This is a genomic window from Marasmitruncus massiliensis, from assembly GCF_900186535.1.
Classification (GTDB): domain Bacteria; phylum Bacillota; class Clostridia; order Oscillospirales; family Ruminococcaceae; genus Anaerotruncus; species Anaerotruncus massiliensis_A.
In genome coordinates, this window is record NZ_FYDE01000005.1 from 1,075,829 (window position 1) to 1,096,781 (window position 20,953).

General features: G+C 51.3%; 17 protein-coding genes and 3 tRNA genes. 8 read left to right on the top strand and 12 right to left on the bottom strand.

Going from position 1 to position 20,953, the window contains the following annotated elements:
- Positions 1 to 132: 132 nt before the first annotated feature.
- Both C1A10_RS13215 and C1A10_RS13220 read left to right on the top strand, forming a co-directional pair.
- Positions 133 to 375: a hypothetical protein gene (locus tag C1A10_RS13215; RefSeq protein ID WP_101910703.1), complete on the top strand. Its 243-nt coding sequence runs from the start codon at positions 133 to 135 to the stop codon at positions 373 to 375.
- Between the two features lie 353 nt (positions 376 to 728).
- Complete coding sequence (locus C1A10_RS13220) at positions 729 to 902, top strand: IS110 family transposase (RefSeq protein ID WP_242968930.1); 174 nt, start codon at positions 729 to 731, stop codon at positions 900 to 902.
- A gap of 328 nt (positions 903 to 1,230) precedes the next feature.
- On the opposite strand, the gene C1A10_RS13225 is transcribed toward C1A10_RS13220, so the two are convergent.
- The 5 genes from C1A10_RS13225 to C1A10_RS13245 are packed head-to-tail and all read right to left on the bottom strand — an operon-like array spanning position 1,231 to position 5,500.
- Positions 1,231 to 1,683 carry a NanQ anomerase/TabA/YiaL family protein gene (locus C1A10_RS13225; RefSeq protein ID WP_101910704.1) on the bottom strand — a complete coding sequence of 151 codons (453 nt, stop codon included), beginning with the start codon at positions 1,681 to 1,683 and terminating at the stop codon, positions 1,231 to 1,233.
- A gap of 57 nt (positions 1,684 to 1,740) precedes the next feature.
- Positions 1,741 to 3,186, bottom strand: a complete 1,446-nt coding sequence (locus tag C1A10_RS13230) for a four-carbon acid sugar kinase family protein (RefSeq protein WP_101910705.1) — start codon at positions 3,184 to 3,186, stop codon at positions 1,741 to 1,743.
- Positions 3,187 to 3,195: 9 nt separating this feature from the next.
- A complete protein-coding gene (locus C1A10_RS13235) occupies positions 3,196 to 4,170 on the bottom strand; it encodes a hydroxyacid dehydrogenase (protein WP_101910706.1) in 975 nt (324 codons plus the stop codon).
- A gap of 25 nt (positions 4,171 to 4,195) precedes the next feature.
- Entirely contained in the window at positions 4,196 to 5,095 is a 900-nt protein-coding gene (locus tag C1A10_RS13240; protein WP_101910707.1) for a dihydrodipicolinate synthase family protein, read from the bottom strand.
- 21 nt (positions 5,096 to 5,116) lie between these two features.
- The gene (locus C1A10_RS13245) at positions 5,117 to 5,500 is read right to left on the bottom strand and encodes a hypothetical protein (RefSeq protein WP_101910708.1); all 384 of its coding nucleotides are present in this window, start codon (positions 5,498 to 5,500) and stop codon (positions 5,117 to 5,119) included.
- Between the two features lie 219 nt (positions 5,501 to 5,719).
- On the opposite strand from C1A10_RS13245, the gene C1A10_RS13250 reads away from it, so the two are divergent.
- From C1A10_RS13250 to C1A10_RS13260, 3 genes are all read left to right on the top strand, one after another.
- Positions 5,720 to 6,559 (top strand): class II fructose-bisphosphate aldolase, encoded by an 840-nt coding sequence (locus C1A10_RS13250; protein ID WP_101910709.1) that lies wholly within the window; start codon positions 5,720 to 5,722, stop codon positions 6,557 to 6,559.
- Between the two features lie 162 nt (positions 6,560 to 6,721).
- Complete coding sequence (locus C1A10_RS13255; protein ID WP_180951139.1) at positions 6,722 to 7,684, top strand: AraC family transcriptional regulator; 963 nt, start codon at positions 6,722 to 6,724, stop codon at positions 7,682 to 7,684.
- Entirely contained in the window at positions 7,681 to 9,141 is a 1,461-nt protein-coding gene (locus tag C1A10_RS13260; RefSeq protein WP_101910711.1) for a four-carbon acid sugar kinase family protein, read from the top strand. Before C1A10_RS13255 ends, C1A10_RS13260 begins: the two co-directional genes overlap by 4 nt.
- Before the next feature lie 246 nt (positions 9,142 to 9,387).
- On the opposite strand, the gene C1A10_RS13270 is transcribed toward C1A10_RS13260, so the two are convergent.
- From C1A10_RS13270 to C1A10_RS13290, 5 genes are all read right to left on the bottom strand, one after another.
- Entirely contained in the window at positions 9,388 to 11,358 is a 1,971-nt protein-coding gene (locus C1A10_RS13270) for a TRAP transporter permease (protein ID WP_101910713.1), read from the bottom strand.
- A 78-nt stretch (positions 11,359 to 11,436) separates the two neighbouring features.
- A complete protein-coding gene (locus tag C1A10_RS13275) occupies positions 11,437 to 12,534 on the bottom strand; it encodes a TAXI family TRAP transporter solute-binding subunit (RefSeq protein WP_101910714.1) in 1,098 nt (365 codons plus the stop codon).
- A gap of 772 nt (positions 12,535 to 13,306) precedes the next feature.
- Positions 13,307 to 13,383 (bottom strand) — tRNA-Met (locus C1A10_RS13280).
- Between the two features lie 163 nt (positions 13,384 to 13,546).
- Positions 13,547 to 13,622: transfer RNA gene (locus tag C1A10_RS13285), tRNA-Ala, on the bottom strand.
- A 7-nt stretch (positions 13,623 to 13,629) separates the two neighbouring features.
- A tRNA-Lys gene (locus C1A10_RS13290) sits at positions 13,630 to 13,705 on the bottom strand.
- A gap of 181 nt (positions 13,706 to 13,886) precedes the next feature.
- On the opposite strand from C1A10_RS13290, the gene recG reads away from it, so the two are divergent.
- Positions 13,887 to 15,926, top strand: coding sequence for an ATP-dependent DNA helicase RecG (gene recG, locus C1A10_RS13295; protein WP_101910715.1), 2,040 nt, complete (start codon positions 13,887 to 13,889; stop codon positions 15,924 to 15,926).
- 43 nt (positions 15,927 to 15,969) lie between these two features.
- On the opposite strand, the gene C1A10_RS13300 is transcribed toward recG, so the two are convergent.
- Together C1A10_RS13300 and C1A10_RS13305 are read right to left on the bottom strand one after the other, a co-directional pair.
- Positions 15,970 to 16,722 (bottom strand): coenzyme F420-0:L-glutamate ligase, encoded by a 753-nt coding sequence (locus tag C1A10_RS13300; RefSeq protein ID WP_101910716.1) that lies wholly within the window; start codon positions 16,720 to 16,722, stop codon positions 15,970 to 15,972.
- Positions 16,723 to 16,824: 102 nt separating this feature from the next.
- Positions 16,825 to 17,688: a DMT family transporter gene (locus C1A10_RS13305; RefSeq protein ID WP_101910717.1), complete on the bottom strand. Its 864-nt coding sequence runs from the start codon at positions 17,686 to 17,688 to the stop codon at positions 16,825 to 16,827.
- A 191-nt stretch (positions 17,689 to 17,879) separates the two neighbouring features.
- Between C1A10_RS13305 and C1A10_RS13310 the strand changes: the two genes are divergently transcribed.
- The gene (locus C1A10_RS13310; protein WP_101910718.1) at positions 17,880 to 19,283 is read left to right on the top strand and encodes an MBOAT family O-acyltransferase; all 1,404 of its coding nucleotides are present in this window, start codon (positions 17,880 to 17,882) and stop codon (positions 19,281 to 19,283) included.
- 23 nt (positions 19,284 to 19,306) lie between these two features.
- Positions 19,307 to 20,938, top strand: coding sequence for a DHHW family protein (locus C1A10_RS13315; protein WP_101910719.1), 1,632 nt, complete (start codon positions 19,307 to 19,309; stop codon positions 20,936 to 20,938).
- Positions 20,939 to 20,953 lie beyond the last annotated feature (15 nt).

The window sequence follows — 20,953 nt, forward strand, 5'->3', positions numbered from 1 at the left end:
GAATCAAATATGGCTGTACAATCACTTCTTTCGACGTTTTCCCGGTGATCCAGGGGGGAGGACCTTAAGGCGGGAGACGTCATCAAGGTCGGTGAAGAGTACTATGTAGATAGCAAGGGAGTTTTGCAGACCATGTTTAATTACATGCCTTCTGAGACAGGGAAAGAATATATCCTTTTCCTGAGCAAGAAAACGAATCCCAAGTCTCGTTACTATGGTATGTATGCACCGATCAATTTCGAAAAAGGCAGATATCCGGTTGAACCTCCGGCAAATATTGATACTGCTTCCAACCGGACGTTGGATTTGGGCTCAAAAAGCTCTGATGTTTATAAGTCAATCTACAAGGATGTTATTGCAAAATATCTGCCGTGAGATCAGTGAATAAGCAAAACAGAGAGAACACAGCTTTTGCTGTGTTCTTTTGGTACTATAAAAAGCGTAAATGTAAGACACCGACGGGTGTTTCGCATTTGCGCTTATTCTTTTACAATGAGGGAATAATTGTGGTCTGGTGTTGTTCTTTTTGGAGCGCAGCCTCCCAGACAAAAACTGTCAGCCATCCCTTGTTGTAAACATTCGATTAAGCAGGTTGAAACCCTTTGGGGCTTTCGCGTAACGAGCCAAACTGAATCGCAATAAGTGCAGATGGGATACAATTACAGACATCTATTCAGGAGGATCAGAATTACCGCATAGGAATTGACGTATCAAAGGGAAAAAGCAGGGTGTGTATACTAAATCCTTATGGCGAAGTGGTGGCGTCGCCATATGAAGTAATGCATACCGAACCAGAGGTCAGCGGTTTGGTTGCCCGTATTCTCTCGTTGGACGGAGATGTCAGGGTTGTAATGGAAGCAACAGGAGCATATCATCTTCCACTGCTGACCAGTTTCAAGTAAGCGAGGGCTGTATGTTAGTGTCGTTAATCCTTGGCTAGGATGGTAAACTTTTTAAGCTGTTTTTTATACAATCGAACCCATTGATTTTTGCGAAATATATAAATAGATACATAAGAGGAAGAGCCACTATTACAACCATAAACGCCTGCAATTAAAATGCCGGCTGGCACCATTTGGAAAGCGGTGCCAGTCGGCGTAATTCCAACGATATTTTACAAAATGTTTTTCTTTGTCTATTTCTTCTGGGAGTCTATCATTTATCAGAGGGAGCTTTTTCGCCTTTTTCCGGACTACCTGGGCAGTCCGGAAAAAGGCTCATACCAGAGCGTCAGATTTTTACTTTTATCAAGAATTTGCGAACCGGTTCGGGCTGGTCAACTGCGCAGCAGACTTTGTGTGCGTCGTTTGGGAGAAAGATAGCTGCAACGCCTGGCTGAAGCCGGATGACAGCCTGCTGCTCTCCGACAAAGTTTTGCTTGTCTTTATCCGGGATATAAGCACCGGTCGGGGATAGGCCGCGTTTGTCGGCATAAAACGCATCCTCTTTACCGGAAAATACACACTGGATATCCGCGTAGCGGTCATGGGTTTCATATTCCCGCTCCTGCGCCGGGAAGGTCGTATAACTGCTTACCATTGCGTATACGTCGTCCCCCTTGATTTCATATTTCCCATCGGCAAACGAGTCGATATCAGCCGTTTCCAGATATTCAATGGCAATACGCATATTGTTGCTTACCACTTTAAACTTGGAAAGCATGTCTAAATTAACAACGATCATAGGAAAGTTTCCTCTCTTTTTCAATATCGGTACACCCACAATGGGTTCCGGCCCAGGTCAGGAGCGATCCCCCATCAGCGTTTTTACCACATCCAACAATGTGCTGTCTTCTCCGACGTTCCCCGGAAAAATCACATAGGGTATATTCGGGAATTTGCTCTCTGGGCCGGTCATCCAGACCGGGATTCCAGCCTGAATCTGCCCCATGACAAGTGCTTTCCTCACGCGCAGCGCCTTGGTTCCCACATCGCTGGAGGTAATGCCACCTTTGGCCACAATAAAGCGTGGGCAGACCTCCAGATTTCCGATCACGCTGGTCAGAGCATCGGAGATTGCCACCGATATTTGCAGCTGTTGATCCTTATCGTCCGTGTCCACATCCAGACGTGTGCGGCGGGTATAAACAGCCGCTGTTTCCCCTGCGGCGATGGCCTGCTCTGCCTCACGAACGACGCGGCGTGCCTCGTCCTCCAGACCGCCCTGCTCCAGTACCCGGTGCTGGTTGAACTCAATGAATCGGATTGGACTGGTACTGTTTTGGAGCGCTTCCAACTGGCGAGTGGTCTTCTGCACGTGTGAGCCGACCAAAATGATTCCTCCGCGAGCGCAGTGATCTGGCACCAGTTCTTCCTTAGTCAGCAGGGGTTTGTCGGGAATTCCCCCCAAAATCTTCGGAACAGCTGCGGCGCTGCGGAATAAGAACTCTTTTCCGAGTGCAAGCACGGACAGATAGGCGGCAATAAACACCTTGACGTCGGCATATGCCGACGCGTTTACCACGACTTTTCCAAAACCACTTACCTGCATGAGCTGCGCGGTAATACGGCTTAGATCCAACGCGCGCAAACTTTCCAGCGAAATGCTGACGACCTCTTCCGGCTGAACCTTCCCGGCATTTTTTTCAGCACACCATTGAGTCAAATCGGAGGAGCGGTATCCAAAGGACTTATCCTTGGCAAATTCCGTCTCACCCACCGGGATCAGCCGATCGCCGGATTTTACATAATGGATGTTTTCCAGCGTGTATCGCCCGCCCTCCAGAAAAAAGGGAAAGATAATCTCGCCGTCAAAGCGCTTTGCACTATGCGCCTCGATCTCTCTGCGGAGCACCTGCGTTTCGAGCGGATAGTGGCCCCGCAGCGTGGAATCCCCACGACTGATCAAAATATAATCCGTTTTGGTTTGCTGCGACACACGCGCAAGTCTGTTTCCAATCTCCGCATGCACGGCTTCCGTCTGGGAGGTGGTGAAGCTGCGCGAATTGGTCAGGATAAAAAACAGGTTGTTCTGCTCCGCAAAGCCCTGTGCGATGGTGTCTTCCTCCCAGCCGGTATACACCGAAACGCCGTGCACTGTCTGCACCCCGGTGGGGTCGTCATCCAGAACGACAATTTTACGGCGGAGACCGTGGAGCCGTTCTTCCAGCAGATTTCCGGCGGCGGTGTCGTCGGGCGGGGAATAGTTGTTCAAAGCCGAAAGATCAAGTGGATAAAAGCGGTTCATGCATCCTCCTTATTTCAGCCAGCGCGGGTGGTTATAAACCTGCGGGTTGGCGACATGCTCCCAGTGTTCTCCGCGCAGCACGGCAAGCGTGCCCTCCGCTGTGAGCCGGGAGGTGCGGGCGGCGCTCTCTCTTGTCAGCGCCGCCATGTGGGGCGTCGCTATAAAGTTTTTGCAGGTAAATAAGAGACTGGCCGGGTCCATCGGTTCCGCCTGCATGACGTCCGCCGCTGCCCCCGCAAGTTTCCCGCTTATGAGGCTGTCGTAGAGCGCCTGCTCGTCAACAACCTCCCCGCGCGCGCAGTTGATCAGAAACGCCCCTGTTTTCATCGACGAAAGTTGCTCCTTGCCAAACATTCCCCGGGTTTGGGGGGTCAGCGGGACATGCAGCGAAACCACGTCGCAGGCGCCAAGGCAGTCCTCAAGCGTATCATGAGGGACGTAGCCGCAGCGCTCGGCCTCCTCCATCGGGACATAAGGATCGTATGTATGAATCTTCATTCCGTTTGCGGCAAACAGGGCCGCTGTCAGATGCCCGATATTCCCAAAGCCGATAATTCCGAGAGTATGGTTTTCCAATTCAATCGCGGCGTATTTATTGCGGATTCCGAAGTTGCCTCCCGCTGTCTCGCTGAGGCTTTCCGAAATGTTCTTTGTCAGGGTATAAGTTAGCGCGACCGCATGCTCCGCAACCGAGCGGGCGTTCGTGCCGGGGGCGATAACCACTGGGATACCAAGCTCAGTTGCCGCCTGCATGTCAACGGTGTCCACCCCTACCCCCGGGCGCGAAATCACCTTTAGATTCGGGCATTTTTCCATAATACCGCGGTCAATTTTTCCGACGCGCAGAATTAATCCGTCGGCTTTCTGCAATTGGGTAAGTACCGCGTCCATATCGCTGTTATCCGCTATGATGACCTTCGCCTGTTCGCGCAAAAGCCGCATCCCATCCTCGTACAGGGCGTGCGACAACATTACTGTAGGCATGCTGGTCTCTCCCTTCCTATTGCTTTTAGGCTATATATTCTTTGAGCTCATCCAGCTTCCGGTCAATGTTACGCTCTTCCTCGGCGGTAATCGGCTCGGTAGGGCGGATCACGCGCTTATCGAGGAATCCCAACTTGCTAATTGCATACTTGGTGGAAGCGGTCTGGCTTTTTGCCATCGGATAGATTTTGCAGGTTTCGTCCACAATGTAGGCCCATTTCTTCGCCTGCTCGATGTCTCCCCGGATACCCGCGTTATAAAGCTCGATATACGGCCTTGGAAAAAGCGGGGCAAGGGAAGGAATATAGCCGTCAGCGCCAAGCAGCAGGCTCGGCAGGGCCAGATTGGTCGCGCCCTGATGCAGGAGAAAATCGGTACCTTTAAAATACCGGAGGCATTTAAGAAAATCGGGGAAATTGCCCGATGTATCCTTATAGCCGATTACTTTATCGATTTTTGCGATTTTGAAAACAGTTTCAGCCTTCAGCAGTTGGCCGGTAAATGGCGGGATATTGTAAATCATCAGCTTGGCGCTGGTAGCCTTCGAAATTTCCTCAAAGTGACGCACCGTTTCGTCCTGCGTCGCATGGCGCGCGTAAAAGACAGGGGTTACGACGGCAACCTCGCCGCCCATATCTTCAAACCGTTTAATATTTTCAATAACACGCGGTGTACTTGCGTCCATAACGCCGGCAATCAGCGGAACTCGGCCGCCCACCTGATCAAGCGCAATTTTGATGGCACGGTCACGTTCCTGCTGTGTCAGCGCGAGGCATTCTCCGTTGGAGCCGGCCACAAAAATTCCATGGATTCCATTTTCGATGCAATGGTCGATGAGGAGCCGCAGCGCCTTTTCATCTACCCTTTCCTGTTCGTCGACAGGGGTAATGATCGGGGGAATTACCCCGATAATGTTTTTAGACATAATCGGCAGTTCCTTTCCGTTTTAATTTTTTTGAATCTCTTCGGGACGGATGTTGTCAACCTGACCGTAGATGCACAGGGCGTCCAGATGTCCGCCCTTTTCGTATTGGAATACATGCCATTCCAGCTCCGCAAAGTGCATCACATCGCCGGTCTGGAGCACCTGCTTGTGTTCCAGGCAGTCCTTGGAGGAACCCCACAGAACATAGCTGTTCTCCGCGCTGAGAACCACAACTGTTTCCTCCGCGTGATTGTGAGGCTCCATCGGTCCGCTTTCGGCAGAATAATGCGCGAAGCAAACGGTCATCTTTCCGCTCTCAATCGGATACTGTTTGCCGACAACATTCTGAATGACGCGTCCAGGCAGACAGCTTTTGTTTACCGCGCTTCTCTGTAAAAAGTCCATAGCGTGTTCCTCCCTGCAATTCGATGTTTGAGTTCATTATAATTCATTGGCCCGCGAAGGTCTTTGCACGTTTTTTTTGTTCTTTTGCTGTTTTATTAGATTGCAGACGCTGCTTTTTTATTTATCCTGGCTAAAATAATTATTTGACTTTTCCTAGGGGAAATGATACTGTGAAAAAAACTTTGACAGCATATTGCATGCCGTTCAGGAGGATCATAAATGGAAAACATGAGCAGAATGTTGCACCAGGCCCGGGAGAGAAAGAGCGCGGTCGGTGCATTTAACGCCTACAACTACGAAACCGTCAAAGGAATTCTGGCAGCGGCGCGGGCGTTCGAAGCGCCCGTTATCGTTGCATTTGGCGAGAAGTATCTGGCGAATATGTCCCTTTCCGACATTTACGCTGTTACCGATTCTCTGAGCCGGCAGCATCCGTTTCCGGTTTGTCTGCATCTGGACCATTGTAGCAGCCTCCCGGTGATTGAAGCCGCCATCGGCGCGGGCTTTTCATCGGTCATGTTCGACGGTTCCGCCCTGTCGTATGAGAAAAACCTGCGGATTACCCGGGAGGTCTGCAAAATGGCGCATGCACACGGCATTACCGTCGAGGCCGAATTAGGCAGCCTTGCCGCTGGCAATGAGTCCCATGAGGGCTCCGAAGAGGACCGGGAAACCTACACCGACCCGCAGCAGGCGCACGAATTTTCAGAATCCACCGGCTGCGATGCGCTGGCGGTGTCAATCGGTACGGTGCACGGCCTTTACCGCAAGGCTCCGCAGATCCGTCTGGATATTCTGGAAGCAATTGCAAAGCAGGTTGCCGCCCCGCTGGTTCTGCACGGGGGATCGGATACGCCGGATTCTCTAATTCGCGCGTGTATCGAACGGGGAATTACCAAAATTAATGTAAATACTGAGATTTCCGGTTCTGTCATTGAAAAAACAGCGGAGCTCCTGCATACGGAAAAGCCGCATTTGGCAGTACTTTCCCTGCGCCAGCAGGAATTTGTCAGTGAGGCCGTTTCACGCGCGCTTTCCCTTTTCTGGGGGAAATCATAAATTTGTACAACTTTATAAAAAATGAATGCATATACTTTTCTGCCGGAAAACGGTATGATAAATTAAATGGGGGTTGCCCGGCCGCGAACCGGAGTTTGCGGTACTTGTATGGAACTCTGGCAGCCTGCACCCATATCCTGCCGTACCCAAAAAGGAGATCCTATGCGATATGATATAACGGTACATCGCGTGGTTAAGGAAAAAAAGTCGGCCAATACCTACATTCCAAGCCATACGCACAGCTATTTTCACTATATATACGCGCTCAGCGGCGTCGGCAGGATCCTGGTGGACGGGCATTGGCTGATTGCGGAAAAGGGAATGCTGATTATGGTGCCGCCGAAAATTGTCCACGCAATCTATGGCGTCGATGAATTCAACGCGTTTGATTTGAAATTTACCGCCGGGGAGGAACTGACCCGAAAGCTATGCAGGACTGGGTACTGCGTCAAAAGCGTAACCGGTTATGAGGACACTCTCCTGAAAGATATTTTCAACGAAGCGGTGCTTAGGCGGGAACTGTCGGAGGATATCATTAATGTCCATATGCTCGAGCTTCTGATACGCATTCTGCGCCGGGAGAAAAACGGAATTTTTATGGTCAGCCCGCAGGATCTGACCGATCACTTCTTTAACACCTCCAACGACGTCCGGCAGGGAAACATCAAAATGGCGCTGGACTATATCGAGCGAAACATTTGCAGTGATATCCGTGTTTCCCAGCTTGCTCAGATGTGCGGGTACTGTGAAAACTATTTTTCCACATACTTCAAGGAATGCGTGGGCTGTTCCCCCAACAAATATATCAACATGAAAAAAATCGAGATGTCCCAAAAGCTGATGCTTTCCACAAACCTGAACATCACGCAGATTTCCGAACAGCTCGGTTTTGAAAGCGTACATTATTTCAGCCGTCTGTTTAAAAAAATCCTTGGCATTTCGCCGAGGATTTACAGCAACCGTACCAGCGTAAACATCAGCATCAACATCCAGCATAACGCGCACACCCCCTCGGGCGAGTTTGAGATCCCGCTGCGCACGCTGGACGCGAGTGAAAGCGCGGGAGCCCCGAAGGAAACCGGGTATCTTCAGGAACAAAAATTTACAAAAGCAGGTGGAGCATGAATCCGGATACACCTCTTCTCACGCAAACCCTACCCGAGCATTCTGCACAGGATCCGACCCTGATTCGGGCGGTGCTGCAAAGCAGGCTCAAGGAACTGGACCGAAAGATCATCGTCCTGGACGACGATCCGACCGGCATGCAGGCCGTGCATGGGGTTTCGATCTATACCGACTGGGATATTCCCGCAATCCGGCAGGGATTCGCAGAAAAAGGTGAGATGTTCTTTGTCCTTACAAATTCCCGCAGTTTTACTCGTGCCCGGGCCGAACAGGTGCACCGGGAAATTGCGCGCAATATTGTTGCGGTTTCCAGAGAATGCGGAAGAAAATACATTATCATTAGCCGGAGCGACTCCACGCTGCGCGGTCATTATCCTTATGAAACCGAGGCCCTGCGACAGGAAATGGAACAGCTAACCGGGCAAAAAATTGACGGGGAAATTATCGTTCCTTTTTTCAGCGAGGGCGGCCGTATCACAATGGACAATGTCCATTATGTGAAAGACGGTGATAGTTTTGTACCGGTTTCTGGTACCGAATTCGCGCGGGATACGCTTTTCCCCTATACCAGCTCCCATTTGGGCGAGTGGTGCGAGGAAAAGACAAACGGTCGTTATAAAGCCGCTGATATGATCTATATCACCTTGGAAAGCCTGCGCCATTTTTCGACCAAACAGATTGTATGGCAGCTGGAGCAGGCGGCGGATTTCAATAAGATTATTGTAAACGCAGTGGATTACAGCGACCTGGAAACTTTCTTGTGCGCCTATTCCGTTGCGGTCGGGCGAGGAAAGACCTTTCTATTCCGCTCGGCTGCATCCCTGACCAAAGCGCTCGGCGGGATACCGGATAAACCACTTCTGCGCCGGGTGCAGCTGATACAGGGCCTTCATTCCAACGGCGGCCTTGTGGTTGTGGCTTCTCCTTCCGAAAAAACGACGCTCCAGCTTGAGATGCTCCATTTGAGCCGCCTGCCTGTTTTATTCATCGAATTCAACCAGCATCTGGTTGAGGACACACCCGGCCAGTTGGAAAAGGAGTTGGAGCGGGTCATAGTATTGACCGAAAATGGGATTGCAAACGGGCATACGGTTGTCCTGCATACCCGGCGCAAACGCGTTGATGCAGGCCAGTCTGTCCATGAGTCGCAGCTTGTACTTCATTCAAAAATTTCAAAGGCTATTACGCAGATCGTATCCTCCATCCACACGCCACCAGCTTTTTTGCTTGCCAAAGGAGGGACCACGGCAAGCGACGTCATTTCCGGCGCGCTGAACATAAACCGCGTTTCGGTAATGGGGCAGATTTCTCCGGGCGTTCCGGTCTGGATGACCGGCGTCGGTTGCCGTTTTCCGGATATGCCATTTATTATCTTTCCTGGGAATGTGGGGGATGAAACGACCCTGCGGGATGTTGTCGCCAAACTGCTGGAACCGCCGGAACGGGACAACCTGTAAGGTCGTCTCAGATGCCAAATTCTTTGTTTCCTGAGAGCCCCGAAAGCACGCGTGCTTTCGGGTTTTTTGTTTATTTAAACATTGTTTTTTGTATTTTACGCACGCAAGCCCCGCGATCAAACGCGGGGCTTGGAATTGGAAGATTAGATGAAGAGGTGGATTTTGAGCGTTTCAAGAATCGCCGCATCTACTGCCGCGGATACCTGTCCGAACGGGTGCTCCGCACGGACTTTGCGTGACGGTATCCTAAGCCGTAGTGCTTGCGGATTTTTCCTTGCGGGATTTTAGATAACAGAAAGTAATGATTATGAAGCCGCCAATTACCCCAATGACATCGGTAATCGATTCCGGAATAATGATAAACACAGCACAGATTCCCAGAAGGATCCGGATAATTTTGCTGTCAATGGAGGTGAAGATATACCCCGCCATGCTGGCAGACAGAAAAATGGTGCCAACCGCCACAATCGCGGAAGTGAAAAGGATTTCCGTGATGGTTCCCTGCAGCAGAATCGCTGGCTGGAAGACAAATACGTACGGCACCAGGAAAGCTACCAGGGCGTAGCCGAATGCTGTCCATCCGGTTTTCCAGGAGTTTGCTCCCGCAATACCCGCCGCGGTAAAGGATGCAAGGCAAACGGGAGGGGTGATTTGCGCAATAACGCCGAAGTAGAAAATGAACATATTCGCGGGCAGGGATGGAACGCCAAGCGCCATGATGCTCGGGCAGAACAGAATATTCGCAATCAGATACGCCGCGACCGTCGGAAGGGCCATACCTAACAGCAGGCAGCCAATCATTGCGATGACGAGCGCTACGGCTACGTTGGAGCCTCCCACTGCGGCAATGATTTTGGAAAGCTTGTTGGCCGCGCCGGAACGCACCACGATCCCAATCATGATGCCGCAGGCGCCGGTTGGAATGGCGATGGCCGCCGCCTGCTTGATGCCGTCAATTAACGCGTCGATCAGCTTGGAGAAGGTCATGCGGGTCTGTTTTGAAAACATGCTGACGATGATTGACAACGCGGTGCCGGCGAGTGCGGAAGTGGTCAGAGAGAGACCGGTAAATACCATGGTTACCACTACGATGATCGGCAGCAACCGGTAGAGCCGGGGAATGATCGGTGTGCATTCATATTTCACTGCAGCCTTATCTTCGTTTTTCAGTTTCTTTTTCTTCGCGATAAAATGTACAAGCAGGAATACCGAAACATAATAAGCAACCGCGGGAATCGTCGCGGAAAGCGCAATATTCGCATAGCTGATTCCGATCATTTCGGCCATGATAAACGCGCCGACACCCATGATCGGGGGCATAATCTGCCCACCGGTGGAGGCCACCGATTCAACGGCCCCGGCCTGCTCCGGTGTGTAACCGGCCCTTTTCATCAGCGGTATGGTTAAGACACCGGTCGTGGTTACATTGGCGACCGCGCTTCCGCTGATCATCCCCATCAGGCCGCTGGAAACCACGGCTGCTTTAGCGGGACCTCCGGCTGTTTTGTCGCTCAGTTTCATGCCGCAGTCGATCAACACCTCTCCGCCGCCGCAGGTGGCAAAAAACGCACCGAACAGCAGGAAGTAAAACAGGGAGTTCACAGAGGTGGAAAGCGGGGAGCCGAAAATACCGTCTGTGGAAAGCGTGAGCATTTCGGCAAATTGCTGCCAGGTCATGCCGCTGTAACGGAACGGTCCGGTAAGATACTGCCCCAAGAAAGCGTAGGCAATAAACAGCAGGATAAAAATAAACAGATTCATGCCCAGGGTACGCCGAACCATTTCCATGATGATGACGAGCAGGGCAAGCGAGCAGAACAGGTCAACCGGAAGCATTTTATCCACCATCATAATGCGGTAGGTCAACCGGTCAAGGTTTGTAATAAAATAAAACCCGATAAATGTAATACATGCGACCATGAGAAGGTCAATTGTCCATGTCCATTTCATTTTTGTTTTTGCGGCCAAGGGCTTGCTCAGAATCGTTATAATTAGGGCAAGGCACAGGTGAATCGGGCCTGCGATAAACGGAGGCAACGGTCGGACCAGCCCCATGTATAGTTGATAAAGCAGGAAGACAATGGAGATACCGGCGATAATCCAGTACAGTCCGGTCGTCTGGCTTCCTTTGGGAGTGATGTCGGAGGGTGTTGCAGCAGTCGCGGATGCGCCTTCGGCTGTCGCCTCCGCAATGGTTTGTTTAAGTTTTTTAAACATTTCTACACCTCAAAAATATCTTTGGTTGTTTTGGAGAGGGGGCTGCTCCTAGAACAGCCCCCTCCGGTGACGTACGAATTATTTGATATAACCCAATTCCTTAAAGTACTTTTCAGCGCCGGAATGCAGCGGAACATTGCCAAGCTTTTCGGGTTTCCAGCAGGAGGGAGGATCGAACGGCGCAAGCGAGGAATATTGCCGAACAAGTTCATCGCGATTTTCACACATTCCCTTGGCAAGCGCATATGCGACGTCATCCGGCATGTCTTTGGCTACGTAGATGCAGTCTGGGCTGCCGGCGAGGATGATGTCCTCGGTTTGGCCGCTGAACGAGTTGGCCGGCAGGACAACACGCTCAAAGCCCTGGGTTGTAAACCAATCAAGCGTTTCGTCGGTCCATTGGGTGAATTTAATTTTTGCCGTCATCGCGATCTCGGTCATTGTGGAGGACTGGGCAGAGGTCTGGTCGAGCATCATGTCCAGTTTTCCGTCCTTGACCATTGCTGCCAGATCGGAACCGCCACCATGTACGATGTCGCCGCCCCACGATTTCACATCATCATAGGTAACCCCCAGATACTCCAGAAGCATTTCCAGAATTTTTTCATCCATCGAGCCTTTGGGGCTGCATCCGATGCGGATGGGGAGCTTTTTTTCAATGACCTCTTCAAACGTGGTCACGCTGTATTTGTCAAGGAACGCCTGCGTCATGAAGTTGACGGCTCCGACAGCGGTAAGGGAGCCGATCAGCCCGCGGAATTCCTGCGTGGCGGGCTTTCCGAGAACCCCTTCCTCATAGGCCCACTTTGCCGGAGCACCGTTCACAAACGCAATGTCCGCTAATCCGTCCGCAAACAGATAAGGGGCTCCCATGCCGCCCGGGGAGGTTGGCTGAACATCTACCATTGAGCCTTCCGGCAGATAATTTTCCCACAACTGACCGAGTCCCGCCGCGATATTATAAGTAGCTGTACCAACCGAGTGGGTAGAATAAAGGAGGCTGACTGCTTCGCCCTGCGGTTTTTCTGCGGCAGGGGTGGAAATTGCTGCCGCAGAGGACGCGGGGGCAGGAGCGGAAGATGCCGGAGAGGATGACGAGCCGCAGCCTGCTGCGCTCAGAAGAATCGCACCACATAGAATCGCAGAGAACAGTTTCATGCTACGTGACTTTTTCATTTGAATTCTCCTTCTACAACTTTCTTTTATTTATCATAACGCCGCCGGCTGCGGCATTACCAACATGGATTGCACCGGATGCTCAGATTTCGAAATATGCATTCTGCACAATCAGATTCAACCACGCGATTAAATTATACTCAATTAATATAAAACTGTATTTGTTTAATTGTTTTTTTTATTTGTACGATTATTAGATTGGTTCCAACCATCCGGGCACGGGATTCTCAGCGTCTGCTGTTTTTCGCCAGCAAAATCCTTATTCAATCGCATGAATCAACATCCCCAAGATGCCGGGCAACTTCGAGTTGGATGTGTGTGCGTCAAGAAAATGGGGAATGACTACTCCGCTCCACGTGCCGGGGAGAACGCATTAGTATCGGTAGAAAATTTTTTATTCTGTAGACGATGATTTAAAAGAGTAGCACTGAAGGGGGGCTTCAGCTGGTATGCCAAGAGTATTACGGCGGAATGGACAGCATCACGATTTCGAAACGGTTGGGACATGCCAAAGTATCAACTACGACAGATATTTACGCGCATATTATTAAACAAGCTGACGAACGAGCCAGCGAGTGCATAGCAGATGCCATTTTAAGGCCCAAAAAAGAAATCGGATAAGACAAAAAGCAGGTGTGACCTTCAACTAAAAAAGGTTGCACCTGCTTCATTTTTTATGACTTGTGCGCCAAATGTGCGCTAAATCTTTAAATTTAATGTGCTGGAAATAAAAGTAAAAACCCGCGAGGCGGCTAGCCAAGCGGGTTTATGATGGTTGCGGAGGCAGGATTTGAACCTACGACCTTCGGGTTATGAGCCCGACGAGCTACCGGACTGCTCCACTCCGCGATATATCAGACTAATTTGTACACACCCTAGCGATGAGCGCTTATATATAATATCATATGCAATGTTAAATGTCAACAACAAATTTGTTGAATATTTAATATTTTTTTAAATATCTGAAAAAAGAAAAGAACTTGAACTTTATGGTCAAGTTCTTTTCCACAGGTGGTGGAGATGATCGGGATCGAACCGACTACCTCTTGAATGCCATTCAAGCGCTCTCCCAGGTGAGCTACACCCCCACAAGGATGGTGATCCATCGGAGATTCGAACTCCGGACACCCTGATTAAAAGTCAGGTGCTCTGCCAACTGAGCTAATGGATCATGTCGTATTTTGCGTAGGTTTCTGTATGACGCTTGATTATTATAGCAAAGAGGATGGGGGTTGTCAACCTCCAACTTCTATTTTTTTTGGAATTTTTTCTTTTCGTGGGAATTCTAGTGACAAATGGAAGAGAATGAGCTATGCTAAGAACATATATTCGAGAACTTGGGAGGCAGGTGCATGCTTACATGGGAAAGCAGTGTGCAAGAGCTGCAAGGCGTGGGCACACATCGGTCTGAGCTGCTGAAAAAATTGGGGATCATGACTTTGGGTGATCTATTGTCACATTATCCGCGCGGATACATTGATTTGTCTTCACCTTGCGGAATCGCGGAAGCGCCTTACGATGAAGTATGTGCGGTTTTAGCAACGGTTATCCGGAAGTCGAACGAAATACGGCTGCACAGCGGAATGAAACTGTATAAAGTTACAGCCGCCGACGATTCGGGTGTGCTGGAGCTGACTTTTTTTAATACGAAGTATCTGGTGGAAAAGTTGGAGTACGATACCCCTTATTTATTTTATGGGCGGGCAGAGGGTTCGCGCAATCGCCGGTCGATGACAACCCCCTTGGTATATCCCGCAGATTCAGGACACCCGTTTATGGCAGTCTATCCGCTTACGGCGGGCCTGACCGGGGGGATGATTTCAGGGCTGATGAAACGGGCGCTGAAGTTGAACCTGCGGCTGCCGGAGGTATTGCCGGAAACAGTACGGCTGCCTCATCATCTCATTGGCATCAAAGAAGCGGTTTACTCTATCCATTTTCCAACTAGCCTGGAACAGTTGGAGCGGGCGCGCAGGCGGTTGATTTTTGAGGAACTGTTCATACTCGCTGCAGGCATCGGAGCATTAAAAACCCACACTAAAGTATGCCGCGCGGCGGCTATGCAGCCACATTCCCTGCAACCCTTCTATGATGCCCTGCCGTTTACGCTGACAGACGCACAGCTTCGGGCAATCGGCGATCTGGTCAATGATATGCAGCGGACAATCCCCTCCAACCGTCTGATACAGGGGGATGTCGGTTCCGGAAAAACAATGGTTGCGGCGGCAGGCGTTTATTTCGCGTTTCTTTCCGGGGCTCAGTCAGCGATGATGGCGCCCACAGAGCTGTTGGCACGCCAGCATTATGAAGGGCTGGCGCCGCTTTGCAAAAAACTGGGTGTCAAAATAGAATTGCTGACAGGGTCTATGACCGCGGCACAGAAACGGGCAGTTTACCAGCGGCTGTCTCACGGTGAAGTGGATTTTTGCGTGGGAACCCACGCGCTGCTTTCCGAAGGGGTGGAATTCCGCCGGCTGGGGCTTGTCGTGACGGACGAACAGCATCGGTTCGGCGTGGCGCAGAGGGCGGCGCTGCAGATGAAAGGCGAGCACCCGCATACGCTGGTGATGTCGGCCACACCGATTCCCAGAACGCTTGCTTTGATGGTCTACGGGGAGCTGGATATCTCCGTGATTGACGAGCTTCCGCCCAACCGAAAGCCGGTGAAAACCTATAAGATCAGTTCTTCCAAACGGGAACGGGCGTTCGGGTTTATCCGGCAGCATCTTGACAGGGGATTGCAGGCTTACATTGTCTGCCCGCTGGTCGAGGACGGGGAGGAAAACACCGGCTTGCAGGCGGCGTCCAGTTACGTGGTGGAGCTGGGCTCCAGCGCGTTTTCAGGCTACACGCTGGGGCTCCTGCATGGCAGGATGAAGGCCGCTGAAAAGGAAAAGATTATGGCCGGATTCAAAAACGGCGAAATACAGATTTTGGTTTCCACGACCGTGGTGGAAGTAGGCGTTGACGTCCCCAATGCGGTGATCATGATGATCGAAAATGCCGAACGGTTCGGACTGAGCCAGCTGCATCAGCTGCGCGGCAGGGTAGGGCGGGGAAAGGAACAGTCCCATTGCATCCTCGTGTCCGACAGCCGCAATCCGGATACAGTCAGCCGCCTGCAGATGCTGTGCAGTTCCAACGACGGATTTGAAATTGCGGAATATGACCTGAGAACCCGCGGGCCGGGAAATTTTCTCGGCCATCAGCAGCACGGGCTGCCCCAGCTTCGCATTGCAGATCTGACGGAAGACCTTGACCTGGTGCGGGATGCGCAGGCGGCGGCAACGCAGCTGCTGAGCGTTGATCCCATGCTGGAACATCCCGAGAGCGCCAGCCTCAGGCACGCAGTGGAACAACTGATGGGGCAGGTGGGCGAACGCCCCAACTGAACAATCAAAAACAGCTGCGGTACAAACCGCAGCCGTTTCAACATCAGCTTACCTTTCGGATAATTCCCATCGGGGTTTGCTCACTGCACTGCCCGAGCGGGTTATCTTTCAGGATTTTGCACAGGAGATCCCGGCCCATGGACCGGTCGGAAGCGCCAAGAATCTGGCCTTCCAGATCGTTGATATCGGTGATGGCCACCTGCGTGCCGACAGCGGCCGCAATCTCCGCGGCGACCTCATCGGGCCTGTCCGGCCCCAGCACGACATAGTGGTTATAGGGCGGAAGCGTAAAATGGCAGGGCCCGTCGATGCTGCGCGCCTTATAGCCTGCGATCTGATAAAACCAGCCGCGCTTGTGGAACAGCTTGCCGATGGCCGAAACCGCCGCCGCAAACAGAATCCGGATGGTGCCGCATTCCTGGAGGGCCATCTCCATCGTTTCCGGAATACCGAGGCCGATACCATACGGTGTTTTCAGGACGAACTTGCACAAAAACCTTGCCAGCGGACGCGGATGAATCTCCTCCATCGGAATGGCGCGCTTTTGCGTGCAGGCTACCGCCTTTTCCGTGATAAAAACAATGTCGCCTTCTTCAATTAAGGGAGAGGCATATTTCTTAACGACTTCGACAATATTGTCCTTGTCGGTGATCACGTGCGTTTTAATACAAAGACGGCGGTATCCGACACCGTTCACCGTAATAATTTCTGTTTTTTCCGAGTTGACAACATAGCCTGTCCCGTTTTCCCCGTTGATTTCGCTGACTGGGTTTGCCTCGTTGATTTCGTTTGACATTTCGACCCCCGCTTTACTTCAATTCATCTGTCATTATCATGCAGTATTATCTCAAAAATTATACAACACCCGTATGCAATAGTCAAATGAAACCCAAGATTTTCAACCGTTGGTTTGCAGGGCATAGCGGTCCCGCCAAACGCACCAGACGGTAATTGTGGCAATGACCACAGCGCCGCCCAGAAGCGCAAACACGCCGGGGCGTTCCCCTGTAAACAGGAACACCCAGACCGGATTCAGCAGCGGTTCAATTGCTCCCAAAAGGGAACAGGCCAGCGGCGGGCAGTCTTTCACTGCGATGCCGTAAAGCAGATACGGGATGCCCAGTTGGACAATCCCCAGAGTGAGAATGCTGAGAACGGCAGGCATTGTCACGGGCGTCTCATAGACAAACAGGAACGGAATGCCGATTGCCGCCGTGAACAGGTGCCCTAGAAGGATACCGCTCATGCGGCTCTCCTCGTCGGTGCTCCCGGTGGCAAGGTACATGGCCGCCATCGAAAAGCCGGCCCCGATGGCGACAAAGTTGCCGAACAGGTTGCCGGGTGAGAGCTGGTCGAAGAAAAACAGGGAGATGCCGCCCATGGTTAACAGCACAGTCAGCAGGTCGGGGAGGGTAACCTTTTGCTTCAGGAAAAGGACCGACAAAATTAAAATGAAAACAGGGGCGGTAAACTGCAGAACGATCGCGTTGGCCGCCGTGGTCAGCTTATTTGCGGAAACAAACAGCAAAAAAGTGACCGCCAGAAAAATCCCGCTGCGGATGGATGCGCGGTTGAGACGGAAGGTCTGCCCGGTGAAACGCTGATAGACAAGCACACAGGCCGCCGAAAACAGGCTGCGCCAGCCGGCGATGACCAGCGGGTTCCACGGAATCAGCTTGATAAAGATTCCGGCGATGCTCCAAAGCGATGAGCAGATGACCATTAGCAGGACAGCCCGTTTTTCCGGTTTCAGATGAACCATGTCTTACATCCTTCTTTTGAAAAAATATTACACCATATCATATCTTACTTTCCGCTAAAATTCAATGGCTGGAAAGAAATGCTTTATTATTTTGCAAAAACTGTGTATAATAAAGGGTATTGAATCGTGAAAAATGGGTTTGCAAAAAGTAAATCATTTGCATAAAAATACTAAATGTATTAGGAGTCAACATGGTTTTTGCAAATTTGCTGTTTATTTATCTGTTCCTGCCGCTGAATATTTTACTCTATTTTCTGTCCAAAAAGATTGTTTGGCGAAACCTGGTGCTGGCTGCTTTCTCGTTTGTATTCTATGCTTGGGGAGAACCGGTCTGGGTAATGCTGCTGCTTTTTTCAGCTTCATTCGACTACATGCACGGCAGGATGATTGAGCGGTACCGCGGTACATGGCTGGCAAAGGCCGCCGTTCTTTCTTCGCTGGTCGTGAACCTGTCGCTGCTCGGAACTTTTAAATACAGCGGCTTTTTTGTGCGGAATCTCAACGCAGTTTTCGGCACTCAGCTTTCCGTACCCTCTTTTGCGCTTCCGATTGGAATTTCTTTTTACACATTTCAGACGATTTCTTATGTGATCGATGTTTATCGCGGGGATACTAAAGCGCAGACAAACCCGGTTTATTATCTGCTCTACCTTTCCATGTACCATCAGCTGGTGGCGGGGCCGATTGTGCGTTATCGGGATATTGACCGCGAAATCCGTACGCGCACGACAAATGCCGCCGGATTTTCCGAGGGGCTGACCCGTTTTATCTTTGGGCTGGCGAAAAAAGTACTGATTGCGAATACGGCGGGAGATCTGGCCTCCCAGTATCTGGATGGGGAACTGGCCGGGCTGACGGTGGCGGGCGCATGGCTTGGGATACTGTTGTTTTCGCTTCAGATCTATTATGATTTCTCCGGCTATTCGGACATGGCAATCGGCCTCGGCCGCATATTCGGGTTTCACTATCGGGAGAATTTTAATTATCCGTATATTTCCAGATCCGCCACGGAATTCTGGAGGAGGTGGCACATCTCACTCGGCAGTTTTTTCCGTGACTATGTCTATATCCCGCTGGGGGGCAACCGCCGCCACCAGTATCTGAACCTGGCGGTTGTCTGGTTCCTTACGGGGCTGTGGCATGGCGCGAGCTGGAACTTCATTCTCTGGGGGCTTTATTTCGGGGCGCTGATTGCACTTGAGAAGAAATTTCTGCATCAGGTGCTGGAGCGGATACCCGCGTTTTTCAGCCACCTTTACCTGCTGCTCCTGGCGGCGCTGGGCTGGGTCCTGTTCTATTTCACCGACATGAAAAGGCTGGGGCAGTTCCTGCGGATTCTGTTCGGGGGCGCCCCGTTATGGGACAGCCGGGTGGAAATCGCGCTTGTCAACAATCTGTTCTGGCTGGCGGCGGCGGTTCTGTTCTGCGCCCCGGTTGTTAAATTGGTCAAGTCTTTTGTATCCAAATGGTTCAATGAAAATCAGCTTTCAATCGTTCTGATCTGCCAGACAGCGGTCAATGTTATACTGCTGACCGCTTCAACCGCTATGCTGGTAGGGCAAAGCTATAATCCATTCCTTTATTATCGGTTCTGACTTTTCGGAAAGGAGGGCGGGGCATGAAAGAAGAAAAAGAAAATTACCGTTATCGTCCTGCATCCGGCCCTTCGAGAAAGCCAGGCGCGGAGGAAGAGCGGGAACGCTACTATGAATTGGTGCGGCTGAAACTGTCAACCGGACGGCTGCACAGGATTTCCGCCGTGAATATTGCAGTCATTCTTGGCGTGATTGCTTTCTTTTTTCTTGGTTCCCTGCTGTTTCCGAAGCCGGTGACCTCCGCGGTGGAAAAGCGCGCTCTCGCGCGGATGCCCAAATTTTCCACTGAAAGCCTTTTCCATGGGAAACTGACCCGGGACATAGAGACTTTTTACGCGGATACTTTCCCAATGCGGGACCAGTTTGTAAGCCTGTCGGCGGTTCTGAACGAACAGCGCGGAATCCGGGTGGACAATGTCCGCATTGTCGCCCCTTCCGGCGGCGAAACGCAGGACATCCCTTCCCAGCCGCAGGTGGATGTCGTGGCGCCGGCTTCCTCGGTTCCGGAAACGCACGAAACCGAATCTTCTTCCAGTGAAGCAAGCAGCATTGCCCCACCCCCCCCTTCAACGGAAAATGAAACGGTTGGGCCGGTTAGCAACGGGATGTTTGTCTATAAAGGGATGGCAATGTCCCTGTTTGGCGGAAGCGATCAGATGGCCCGCTGGTACGCGGACGTTGTGAACACCTATCAGCGGGAACTGCCCGGCGTTCAGGTTTATGATATGATCATTCCGACCGCGATCGAATTCTATGTACCGGACAAGTACCGCGATCTCACCGCTTCCCAGAAACGAACGATGGATATCATCTATGACGCGCTGGACAGCAATGTGAAGAAAGTGGACGCCTATTCGGAACTGCAACAGCACACGGACGAATACCTGTACTTCCGAACCGACCATCACTGGACGGCGAGGGGGGCATATTACGCCTATCAGGCATTCTGTCAGCAGGCCGGTTTTACACCGATCCGGCTGGAGGACTGTGAAACAAGGCGGCTTGACAACTTCATCGGGACGATGTACGCGCAGACGCAGGATTCCACCCTGCTGCAAAACCCGGATTATGTGGAGTACTTTATTTTCCCGCAGTCCTATCAGGCGCTGCTCTACGCACGGAATTCTCCCTATTACGGGGTGCCCTGTTCGCTGTGGGCCGAATATGCCAAAAGCCCGAACAGCTACTCGGTGTTTCTTGCCGGCGATTACCCGTTGATTCAGGTAAAGACCGACATTCACAACGGCAGGAAGATTATGATCGTAAAGGAGTCGTTTGGGAATGCGTTTGCGCCGTACCTGATCAACCATTACGAGGAGGTCTATATCGTCGACCAGCGGTATTTCCAGCTGGCTTCCGTCGAGTTTATCAAGGAGCACGGAATTAATGAACTGATCTTTGCAAACAACAGCTTTGCCGCCTGCACACCTTACCATATCCGCTGCATTGACAACATGCGCCATCAGCCTTATGTGCCTTATGTCCCGCCGGAGGCGGCAAGTTCGCAGGAGGAAGAGACTTCTTCCTCAGAAGATAGCTCTTCCGGGGCTGAAGATGATACAGATCGGAAAGAAGCGAACAAGAAGCAGAAGGAAGAATTAACTAATGAGCTCCACAAGCTGATCAGGGCAAAAAACAATAAAAAAGACAGTTAATCGGATTACGGACGG

Coding starts and splice junctions, on each gene's coding strand:
- C1A10_RS13230 (WP_101910705.1), bottom strand. CDS start 3,186: ATGAACCGCTTTTATCCACTTGATCTTTCGGCTTTGAACAACTATTCC.
- C1A10_RS13315 (WP_101910719.1), top strand. CDS start 19,307: ATGAAAGAAGAAAAAGAAAATTACCGTTATCGTCCTGCATCCGGCCCT.
- C1A10_RS13300 (WP_101910716.1), bottom strand. CDS start 16,722: ATGTCAAACGAAATCAACGAGGCAAACCCAGTCAGCGAAATCAACGGG.
- C1A10_RS13245 (WP_101910708.1), bottom strand. CDS start 5,500: ATGGACTTTTTACAGAGAAGCGCGGTAAACAAAAGCTGTCTGCCTGGA.
- recG (WP_101910715.1), top strand. CDS start 13,887: ATGCTTACATGGGAAAGCAGTGTGCAAGAGCTGCAAGGCGTGGGCACA.
- C1A10_RS13275 (WP_101910714.1), bottom strand. CDS start 12,534: ATGAAAAAGTCACGTAGCATGAAACTGTTCTCTGCGATTCTATGTGGT.
- C1A10_RS13260 (WP_101910711.1), top strand. CDS start 7,681: ATGAATCCGGATACACCTCTTCTCACGCAAACCCTACCCGAGCATTCT.
- C1A10_RS13310 (WP_101910718.1), top strand. CDS start 17,880: ATGGTTTTTGCAAATTTGCTGTTTATTTATCTGTTCCTGCCGCTGAAT.
- C1A10_RS13255 (WP_180951139.1), top strand. CDS start 6,722: ATGCGATATGATATAACGGTACATCGCGTGGTTAAGGAAAAAAAGTCG.
- C1A10_RS13250 (WP_101910709.1), top strand. CDS start 5,720: ATGGAAAACATGAGCAGAATGTTGCACCAGGCCCGGGAGAGAAAGAGC.
- C1A10_RS13270 (WP_101910713.1), bottom strand. CDS start 11,358: ATGTTTAAAAAACTTAAACAAACCATTGCGGAGGCGACAGCCGAAGGC.
- C1A10_RS13215 (WP_101910703.1), top strand. CDS start 133: ATGTTTAATTACATGCCTTCTGAGACAGGGAAAGAATATATCCTTTTC.
- C1A10_RS13240 (WP_101910707.1), bottom strand. CDS start 5,095: ATGTCTAAAAACATTATCGGGGTAATTCCCCCGATCATTACCCCTGTC.
- C1A10_RS13235 (WP_101910706.1), bottom strand. CDS start 4,170: ATGCCTACAGTAATGTTGTCGCACGCCCTGTACGAGGATGGGATGCGG.
- C1A10_RS13305 (WP_101910717.1), bottom strand. CDS start 17,688: ATGGTTCATCTGAAACCGGAAAAACGGGCTGTCCTGCTAATGGTCATC.
- C1A10_RS13225 (WP_101910704.1), bottom strand. CDS start 1,683: ATGATCGTTGTTAATTTAGACATGCTTTCCAAGTTTAAAGTGGTAAGC.